General features: G+C 57.9%; 4 protein-coding genes. All 4 read right to left on the reverse strand.

What is annotated here, in order from left to right; all coding sequences use genetic code 11:
- Window positions 1–71: 71 nt before the first annotated feature.
- The gene (locus ACIX8_RS17360) at window positions 72–3419 is read right to left on the reverse strand and encodes a TonB-dependent receptor (protein ID WP_014266683.1); all 3348 of its coding nucleotides are present in this window, start codon (window positions 3417–3419) and stop codon (window positions 72–74) included.
- Window positions 3420–3886: 467 nt separating this feature from the next.
- On the reverse strand, window positions 3887–6385 hold the full coding sequence (locus tag ACIX8_RS17365; protein ID WP_150110646.1) for a beta-galactosidase: 2499 nt from the start codon (window positions 6383–6385) through the stop codon (window positions 3887–3889).
- A gap of 234 nt (window positions 6386–6619) precedes the next feature.
- The gene (locus tag ACIX8_RS17370) at window positions 6620–7258 is read right to left on the reverse strand and encodes a response regulator (protein WP_014266685.1); all 639 of its coding nucleotides are present in this window, start codon (window positions 7256–7258) and stop codon (window positions 6620–6622) included.
- Window positions 7255–10272, reverse strand: coding sequence for a sensor histidine kinase (locus tag ACIX8_RS17375; RefSeq protein WP_014266686.1), 3018 nt, complete (start codon window positions 10270–10272; stop codon window positions 7255–7257). Before ACIX8_RS17375 ends, ACIX8_RS17370 begins: the two co-directional genes overlap by 4 nt.
- Between the last annotated feature and the right edge of the window lie 67 nt (window positions 10273–10339).

Below are 10339 nucleotides of genomic sequence, written 5' to 3' on the forward strand. Positions count from 1 at the left end.
CTATGAGTTTATATACCGAAAAAGAAAGCAGTCCGGGCCAGTATGGCCCGGACTGGAAGGTAAAGCTCGAATTAGAAGGTGAACTTGATGGCTCCCTGTTGTACACGAGCTGGCTCAAAACCGGTTGATGTGATCTGACCTTCCTGTCCGCCCTGGTTCACGCCTGTCGCGCTGATCTGGTTACTCGAGTTGGGAACGGCAAAAGACGGATGGTTGAAGACATTGAACATCTCCCACCGGAACTGCAGGTTGTACCTCTGGGTGATCTTCCAGTTCTTGTCGAAGCCCGCATCGCCCCACTGTTGTGGAGGACCTAGGATGAAGTTCTTCGGGGTGTTTCCAAACGTTCCCGGAGCGTTCACCTGGAAGGCATTGATGTTGAAGTAATTTTTTGTCCACTGGATATCGCTGCCGCGACGAACGTTCAGGTTTTGTCCCGGCGCAAAATCCGCTCGATCCTCATTCTGCAGAGAACCGGAGTTGTTATTTCCATTGAGACCGGCGCCGATACCGAAGCCGGGGCCAGACATCCAGGTATAGACGCCGCTTACCTCCCAGCTTCCCAGCAACTCCTGTATCAGCAGATTGTGGCCCCTCAACGCAGGAGAGGTATAGATAAAGTTACTTACCGACACAATCGGGAAGTTCTGCTGGGAGATACCACGGTTATACCGAAGGTTGAAGGGGTTAGGCAGTTGTGGTGTGCCGAAGCTGATATTCGACGAGCTGGCGTCGTCCATCGTCTTCGACCAGGTGAGGTTGGATTGGAACTGCAACCCGTGGGAGAACTTGCGCTCCAACGAGGCCTGCATCGAGTTATAGCTCGACGTTCCTACGCTGACCGTATCGAGGATCGCGCCGAAGGCAGGATACAGGCTACGCGTGCCGCCTGTAGCGAAGATCCCACGGTTCATGTCGATGACGGTGGACTGGTGGTAGCTTTCACTGCCGACATAAGCCAGGGTGAAGACCATGTTAGCGCCAAAGCCCTGTTGTACTGAGAGATTCCAGCTTTGCGTCGTTCCAAGCTTGAAATTGGGAGCGATCGTAGCCGGTATCTCCAGTCCCGGCGTAAAGGTCGCGCTTGCCGGCGGCTTCGTAGACACCGAGGCGAAGGGCGGAAATGGGCTTTGGCCGTTCGTTCCGGGAAAGCCCGCCCAGGGATTCTGCAGGGACAATGGCACACCAGGTGTATTTCCCTGCGTGGTCGTACCCTGATAGGTAAACGTCGGAGCGAACGGACTGTTATCCGCCGTATGGTTATAGGCCGAGTAGATCATTGGTGAAGTGAACAGGCCGAAGCCTGCGCGAATGGAGGTCTGGGGCAGCGACTTGGGCTGCCAGGCAATGCCAAGGCGCGGCTCATAGTAACCATAGGTGGTAGCCATCAGGCCGTTGCCAATCCCAGTGTCTCCCGGAAATACGAGCCCGGTCGGAGCATTGGGATAGACGGTGCTTTGCTGACCCGGTACGAACGTTGCCGCTCGCCCATTGGCAATCTGCGGTGCGATGTTCGGGTCCCAGCGCAGCCCGGCAGTGAGCGTGATATTGGGGCGCAACTTGAATTGCTCCTGTCCATAGAAACCTGGCTGCCAACCGGCAACATCCGCGATCTCTCCGGCACCCTGGAAGATGGAATACAGATCGCCGAGAAGAAAGTCGGCAAGCCCGTTATTCGTATATTGCCCGCTGAAGTTGATCTCCGGCTCGGTCGGGTACTGCGTAGCCTCCTCGGCGAACTGGTGCTGAATATTTACGCCGAACTGGAGAGTATGCCTTCCCAGTGTCTTGGTGAAGTTGTCGTAAAAGCCATAGGTGGTACGCACTTCCTGAGAAGGTTCGTAGTAGCCGGTTTGAAAACCGCCATCTGAGACCGTAAAGCCTTCGACAGAGCAGGAGCCAGGAATCTCCTGCACATTGATGTATTTCGACCAACAGAAGGGCTGCCCCGTGCTGGTCAGGGCTGGGGATCCGTTATGTGCGGACATCTGGGTCCAGAAGATCGAAGCCACATTGACCATGCTGGGATTGATGACCCATGTATGACTTAAAGTCTCGTTGAAGTACTGCATCCTTTCGCCAAACGTATCCCCGTAAGGGGACAGATTGAGCAGGGACAGAATGTTGCCCGGCACATCGCCTGAGGGTTGATTCAGATTATTAACAAAGCTGCTCACCGCGATCCGCTGCGAAGGAGAGAGGTCGTAGTCGAGTCTGCCGGTACCCTCGTCGTAGTTGTTGATCGTCGCCGCGCTTGTGTAATAGACACCGCCATCCGGCTGTTGCCCCAGGGGCAGTGCTGTTTTGGAGATCGTAATCGCTGTCGGGCTGAAGAGCGCAGGGTTGATCTGATTAGGAACCCCATTCACCATATGGAAAGGAGCGGCCAACGTCTCTTGCCCGTTCGTCGATAATCCGCTGAAGTCTCCATTGAGCATGGCGGCAGTGGGGGTTTGGGTGAAGTTGGCTGTTGCCGCAGTCGCGGATCGCGTTGCCTGGTAATTGATGAAGAAGAACAGCTTATTCTTCAAAACGGGACCGCCCACATAGCCGCCGTACTGATTGCGGTGCAGGGGATCTACAGTGTGGCTGAACCAGTTCTTGGCGTTGAAGGTCTGGTCGCGCAGAAACTCGAAGATGCCGCCATGGAACTCGTTGGTGCCGGTCTTGGTATTGATGCTAACCACCGCGCCGGGCGCAAAACCATAAGCGGCACTGAAGTTGTTGGTGATGATGCGGAACTCTTCCGTGGCATCGGCGTTAGGAAATGGCGCGGCCAGGCCGAGATAGGTATCCATATTGGGTACGCCGTTCAACAGGTAGTAAGTGCTGCCCTGCCGTCCGCCGCCTGCGGCTGCGCCTGTTTCCGTAGGGAAAGAGAAACCGCTCTGGAGATAGCTGTTACCAAAACTGGCGTTGATGACACCAGGAGCAAGGAAGACCAGGGACGAAGGGTCGCGGCCATTCAGAGGCAACTGAGAGATTGCCTGCTCGTTGACGGTCATGCCCAGCTCAGGAGTGGTGGTATTGATCAGCTCGGCATCGGAGGTAACCGTAACCGTCTGGCTCTCACTCCCAATCTTGAGCACCACGTTTTGCGTGGAAGCGACATCGACAGAGAGTGTGATTCCCGTCTGGACGTAGCCGGCAAAGCCCGTCGCCTGAATGGTCAGTGAATACTTTCCAGGCGGGAGAGGGTTGATGAGATAAACGCCGCTCGCGTTGGTCATCCCGGTTTGAACCAAGTTCGTGTCCGTATTTTTGGCGGAGACCGTCGCATTCGGGACGACAGCTCCTGTGGAGTCGGTCACCTGGCCAGTGAGACTCGCGCTCGTACCCTGGCCCAGAGCCATGGTGGCAGAGATCCCAAACAGCATCAAGGTGAGCGTCCGCAACAGATAGTGAATAGAACTTTTCATTCCTAGCCTCTTCCTTCAAGCAAAATCAAATCAAAAATTCGATCGGCTGCAAGTGGCCTGCCGTCGTAACCGTCTTCATTTCGGTGGGGAATCTCTGCGTATCCACCCATCTTTCGTGCTCTCATCAGGCTCGCGATGTCTCAGCCAGTGCTCTAGACCGACCTGAAAACACCCTGCCCGATTGCGACCCCACTATAGGCGCGCACAACAATTACTCGAATCCCCCAAAAGTTGGATTGGTAACGATTTATCCATGCAAGTTATTTCCGAACGGCCTGGAACTCTTGGGCCCGGGTAGAGAGAACCCGTTTAGGGCCCAATTTCTGATAGAACGACGTACGAAATCCCGTTTTTAGCGATTGATACCGACAAGTCTTGCAGACAGCTCTATACCGACGTGCAGCATTGCCGCTCCCATCGTCACGCGTAGGTGCGATGCCATTCGACTAGAGAACTCCGACCGGCACCTATCTCTGATCCGCCACATTCAGCACCAGTTGATACTGCGGAATAAGGTTCACACGCGATAGCGTGTACGCCGCTCCCTCAGCATCGAAGTGCAGCGCATCCGCCTTCTCGAGGTACATCGGATACGTCTTGGGCAGCGGCAGTACCCGCAACTCTAACGTCCTGCCCGCGCTCCGCCAATCCGGCAGTGCCTCTTTCAATCCCACCGTCCACGTCAGCCCGTTCCAGAAATCGTCATCGATCAACCGCTTCCCTTCCGATAGCCGCGCTTCATCGCCCTGGTAGTCGATCTTCAGCCACACATCCGATACCTCCGCCCCTGCCGGCACAGGTGGCACCTCGATTCTCCACGCCGCCGCCCCCGCAAACTCCGACACCTCCGGCTTGATCGGCAGCGCATTCGGTCTCCATGAAAGCTTCGGCCCCAACGCCCAAGGCTCGTGCGGCTTCGCCTCCTGTACCTTCGTCACTGTCGCCTTCAGTTCTATCTTTGGCAGCACCGCGTCGTACTCGACGAAAACACCATCTTTCCCGTCTTTCGCAATCTTCTGCTCAGCGCTCGCCTTCACCTTTCCAAAAATCCCAAACTTCATCGTGGGATCATCCGACTGCAGCGTCCATCGCGCTCCATCGAAGAACGCATTGGACTTCGTTGCTAGCAGCATCGATGGATCGTCCCCACGCCACACCTGCTCGGCCTCAGCCTCCGACAACAACACCAGCCGCACTCCCCCGTCAAGCTTCACCTCGACCTCGGATGCGCCCGCACCGCGCACACGCAACATCACACCTGACTCCGTGCGGCTCGTCTTCACAGGTCCCGAAAGACCCGTCACCTTTGCGCCTGCACCCAGCGCAAACTCCGCACTCACACCCGGGAGCGCAAAGAAAAAATAATAGGCCTGCCCACCCGTCTCCACGCGCTTGAACAACTGTGCTGTGCTGTATCGCAGCGTCACTGGTTTCTCGATCGCCACCCCGCGCAGCGGCAGATTCACCGGCCAGATTCCATACGCTCCCGCCGGCAGATCGATCGGCTCCTCCGGAACTTTCACCATTTCTTTCGGAAGCTTCAACTCCACCTGAAAACCTTTACGCTCGGGCATCGTCAACCCGCGTACGTAGTTGTTCACAAATACGAATCCGGCCTCGCCATTAGTCCTCGCCGCCACGCGCGCCACACTCGTATCCTTCGGCCCACTCGGCACCTCCGCTGGGGCACGTGTCGTCATCGGTGCCAGCTCCGCTCCGAAGTCATTCAGGAAATAATGCACCAGTTTCATCTTCCGCAGGGACTCGCGCTCCTGCCCAAACGCTCCCAGGGGAGACTGAAAGTCATACGACTTCTCCGGCACATCCGTCGCATCGTCTGCTCGCTGCGACTCCTCCAGCGTGATCGAACCACTATCCGGGTTCACGCCACCGTGGAACATGTAGTACCCCAACAGATTTACACCGCTACCCAGCATCACCGGCGCAATCGCCGCAATATCGTCCGCATCAAAGGCTGGCCGCCGGAAGTAGGTATCCTGACCTCCGCCGCCTACTTCCGCAGTTAAGAATGGCGTGTTCTTATAACTCGCCGCGGGATTCTGTCCGCCCCCACCCACCGCTCCCATGTTTCCTGCAACGCGATTCCTGAACCGGAACGCATAAATCTCATTGCCATAGAGCGACTTGTTCGTACCCTGCCAGGGCGCATCCGGATACCCGCCAAACGTCGGCAACACTTCATCCAATGGAACCGCTGCGCCATCCCATCCCGTCACCGTGTACAGCGGCACATCCAGCCCATCCGCAATCGCCATCTCCTTCAACTTCCGGATATGCTCCGTCCCCCGACCCGACCCCGCAGGCCCCTCGGGATACTCGTTCTCCAACTGGATCCCGATCACCGGCCCGCCATCCTTCCACAACTCGCCCTTCAACTGCGCCCCAATCTGCGCATAAAAACTCTGCACCTCTTTCAGGTACACGAGGTCGTTCTGCCGCACCGGGCCATTCTTCAACACCCAATCCGGAAATCCTCCATGCCGCACCTCGCCATGCACCCAGGGTCCAATGCGCGGATACACATCCATCCCATGCTTGCCGCATAGCTCTACAAATTTGCGCAGATCGCGCCGGGCCGTCCAGTCGAATTGCCCTTCGACTTCCTCATGATGGTTCCAGATGATGTACGTCTCGATCACCTGCACTCCGGCCGCCTTCATCTTCAAGATTTCCTGTTCCCACTCCGCCTCCGGATAGCGTGAGTATTCAAATTCACCCATCACCGGAAGCCACGGCTTACCATCCAGCGTCAGATACTGCGAGTTGATCCCAATCACCTGCCCCCGCGGATTACGCGAAGATCCCAACTTCGCCGCCACCGGCTGTGGCGCCACCATCGGCGCCGTCGCATCGATCGCAATCACATTCTGTGCACGCGCCCGCATCCCCACCACGACCGCCAGCCCCGCGATCACAACCGTCCTCATCCAAATCTTTCTCATCATTCTTTCCTTCCGAAATGGATTCGCCTTCGTAATCGCATGTACGCGTCGTGCATAGGCAGCAAGCCTCACACCTGTCATCGAACCGTCACGCTGCACAAGCATTTGTTCCGCACTTCGCTCACGCCGCCGTAAACCCAGGCAGCACAGCATCAGGAACTATAGGGTTTCCAACCTACCTCGCGAATCCAACGAAAGTCGGACTACGCTCATTTTGTTTTCACCTGACCGGTGTCCCTACAGATGCACCAACCCCCGCTTCAGGCCTTCCACGACAGCCTGCGTCCGGTCGCTCACGTTCAGCCTCATCAGGATCACGCTCACATGCGACTTTACCGTCGCCTCTTTGATCGCCAACTCCTCTGCGATCTCGCGATTGCTCTTTCCCGCAAACAGCAACTGCAGCACCTCCTGCTCGCGCTGGCTCAAGTGCGATCCCGGCACACGCGACGACAGTGCCTGGCTCACCACCTGCGGCAGAAACCGATGCCCCGCATGAACCCTGTACAGCGCCTTCACCAGCGCATCATGCGGCATGCCCTTGATCAGATACCCCTGAGCTCCGGCCTCCAGTGCCTGATGAATATCCTCATCGCCCTCATACGTCGTCAGAGCCACGATCCGTGCCTTCGGGGATATCGCCCGTATCGCTCGTATCGCCTCCACACCACTCTTGTCCGGAAGGCGCAAATCCATCAGCGTCAGATCCGGTCTCTCCGCTGCAAACAGCCGCACTGCCTCAGCGGCGGTCCCCGCCTGCGCCACGACTTGCAGGTCTGGCTGCGCAGATAAGATCGCAGCAACCCCCACACGCATGATCGGATGATCATCCACAATCAAAACCCGTATCTTTTTCAGTTCCCCATCTGCACTCATCTGCTGTCCCCTCTCACTCTAAGTCGCAACTGCACCCGAGTCCCAACTCCTCGCGCACTTGTTAACTCCATCCGTCCCCCCAGCCGCTGCACACGTTCCCGCATCCCCACAATCCCGTAATGCCCCTCTGCCACAACATTCTCTCTATCCGTTGCAAATCCGCATCCTTTATCCGCGATGCTGATCACCAGCTCTTCACCGCGCATCTTCAACTGCAGCTCCACCCTTCCGCTCCGGCTATGCTGGACCGAGTTGTAGACCGCCTCCCGCACCGTCATCAAGATCTCATGCGCTACCGATGCCCCAACTGCCATGCGCTCCACATCATGCTCAAAGACCACCACCGTCCTTGACTCTCCAGCCTCAGACTCTCTCGTTGTCTGCGCTGCCACCCCTTTCAGGGCCGCAATCAAATCCACGTCCTTCTCCGGCTCATGCCGCATATTCCAGATCGCCTGCCGAGCCTCATCGATCGTCGTCCGAGCCTGCACCCGCGCAACCTCCAGCAAGCCGTCCTTCGTTGCACCCTGCTCACTGCCTGCCTTCAGCTCCTGTGTACTCGCCATCGCTTCCAATAGCGCCGAGATCCCCGCGCATCCCTGAATCACCGTGTCATGCATCTCCCGCGCCAGACGGCTCCGCTCCTCCAGCACCGCCGCAAACCGTGTCCGCATCCCGCGCACACGCACCTGGTACAGGCTCCACGCAACCGCTAACACGATCACACCGCACAAGGCATAGAACCACCACGTCTCGTAAAACACCTGGGCCTTCACCAGCACCAGATCGAACTCGCTCACACTCTCCGGATTCGCCGTGTTGAACGCCCGCACTCTAAATCTGTAACTCCCTGCGCGCAGATTTGTATAGGTCGCTTCCCGGTTCACCCCCGCGGTATTCCAACTCGGATCGAAACCCTCCAGCTTGTAGCGAAACCGCACCCCATCCTGCGGCCGCAACGAGACCACCGTAAACGCGAAGCTCAGCCGCACCACATTTGCCGCAACCTTCAGCGGGCCATTGGGCGCAACACTCTGTCCATCCTCGATGACCCCATCCACAGAAGCTCTCGGAGCTGGTTCCGCCGCCGTCTCCACTCTCGCCAGATGGGCCGCCCCCCGGCTTGTCGGAAACCACACGCTATCATCCGGAGCCAGATACCCTGCCGGCTGCCGGCCGCCATACATCTGCGCTCCATCCGCTCCAAACGGCATCCTGTACGTCTGCACACTCAAGGGCTGCGCCGCGCTCGCAGCCCTTTCCATCTCTGTCTCCGCTACCGACGCGATCGTGTTCGGGCCTGTCACCCAAAACCTTCCCGTGCGGTCCTGCAGCACCTGGTACACGCTATTCGACGGCAATCCCTCCGAAGCCGTGAACTGTTGCAGACTGCCTTTACCAGTACCCGGTCCCGCGCGATACCGGAACAATCCGTGATCTCTCGTCCCAAACCACAGCGCGCCGCTGCGGTCCTCCAGGATCGACCACACCTGGTCCTGTGCCAACGCCGCTGTCGCCGCATCCTGCTCGAACCGCCCGTTCTTCCACCGGCTCAATCCATGATCGGTCCCGATCCACAAGCTTCCTCCGCTGTCCTGCAACAGGCTTCGCGTGCTGAAGAACGCCAGCCCATTCGCTTCGGTAAATTTCTTCGCCCCCTCCGTGCCGATCCGGCTCACGCCCTCATCCGTCGCAATCCACATCGCACCATCACGACTCTCCAGGAACCCGCGTATGAAGTTGTTCGTCAACTCTGCCGGAGCCGTATAGTGCCGCACCTCATCTCCGTCTACGCGATACGCACCACTCCCATCCGTGCCAATCCACAGAGCCCCATCCCGCGCCCGATACACATTCCGCACCTTGATATTGGTCAGCCCACCATAGGTCACACGCCGCGCCACGTTCTTGCGAATCAGATACAGATTCTGCGCCGCCACCCAAACGTCGCCGTGCTCATCTCCCGAGATTGTTCCAAAATCCGGATCGCCGCTCTCCGGCAGCGCAACCACACGCACGGGAGTCTTGTTCAATCTCACCAACCCTGCCTGCGTCCCAATCCATATCTGCCGCTGATCGTCTTCAAACAGATACAACACCGTTTCGCTCGGCAGCAGTCCCTGCCCACTGATTCGCCGCAGTGTGTCGCTGGATCCCGGATGTAACGTCCACACGCCATTGCCAATCGTGCCAATCCATAGCGTCCCATCGCTTGACTCGAGCAGCGTCCGCACCGTCGCTCGAATTCCCGCTACTGTATGGAACTTCCCTTTCTCCAGATATTGCAATCCTCCCACCGTTCCCACCCACAGCCTGCCATCACGTGTCTCAAGCACACTCTTCACGCGATTCTGGCTATACACTCCGGGAAGCACAAACTCTCGTTCCGTCCCATCGGGATCGAACGCCGTAAGTCTCGATCCTCCCACCCAGATCCTGCCTGTCTTGTCCTCCGTAATCGAATGCACCGCCTGTGGCACAATCGCTCCCACATCCACTCGCCGCAACCTCTCACCTGTCGAGGCCGCATCCATCACGAACAATCCATCATCGGTTCCCACCCACAATCTTCCGCGGCTGTCTTCAAAGACCTTGCGCACAAATCCGTCCGTCAGGCCTTCAGAGAAGGAGTAGGCCTTTACCGCTCCATTCCGCAGACGCAGCAGGCCACCGCCCTCAGTTCCGGCCCATAGGCTTCCATCCCTGCCGAAGGTAAGCGTAAAGATGCTGTTCGCGAGTAACGGCTGTGCCCGCGCCGTCACCTCCATATGGGACCCATCGAAGCGCGTCAGCCCACCTGTCGTCCCAATCCACAGGACACCTTCACTGGACTCCACGATCGCCTGCACCGTGTCCTCCGGCAGTCCATCGCTGATCCGCCAAAGTGTCCGCGTGTACTCAAACTGCTGCTGCGCAGGCAGCGCCTGCGTTGACTCAGGCCTTACCTGTGGCCGCGCCGGCAGAGCACACCATGCCCCCAGACAAACCACCACCAGCGCAAACCGAAACACCATCCGCATATCCCACACATACTAGAGCAAATCTTCCTCACCATAGGACAGCTTTGAAAAAGCGGCCATA

The sequence above is a fragment of the Granulicella mallensis MP5ACTX8 genome (genome assembly GCF_000178955.2).
GTDB lineage: Bacteria > Acidobacteriota > Terriglobia > Terriglobales > Acidobacteriaceae > Granulicella > Granulicella mallensis.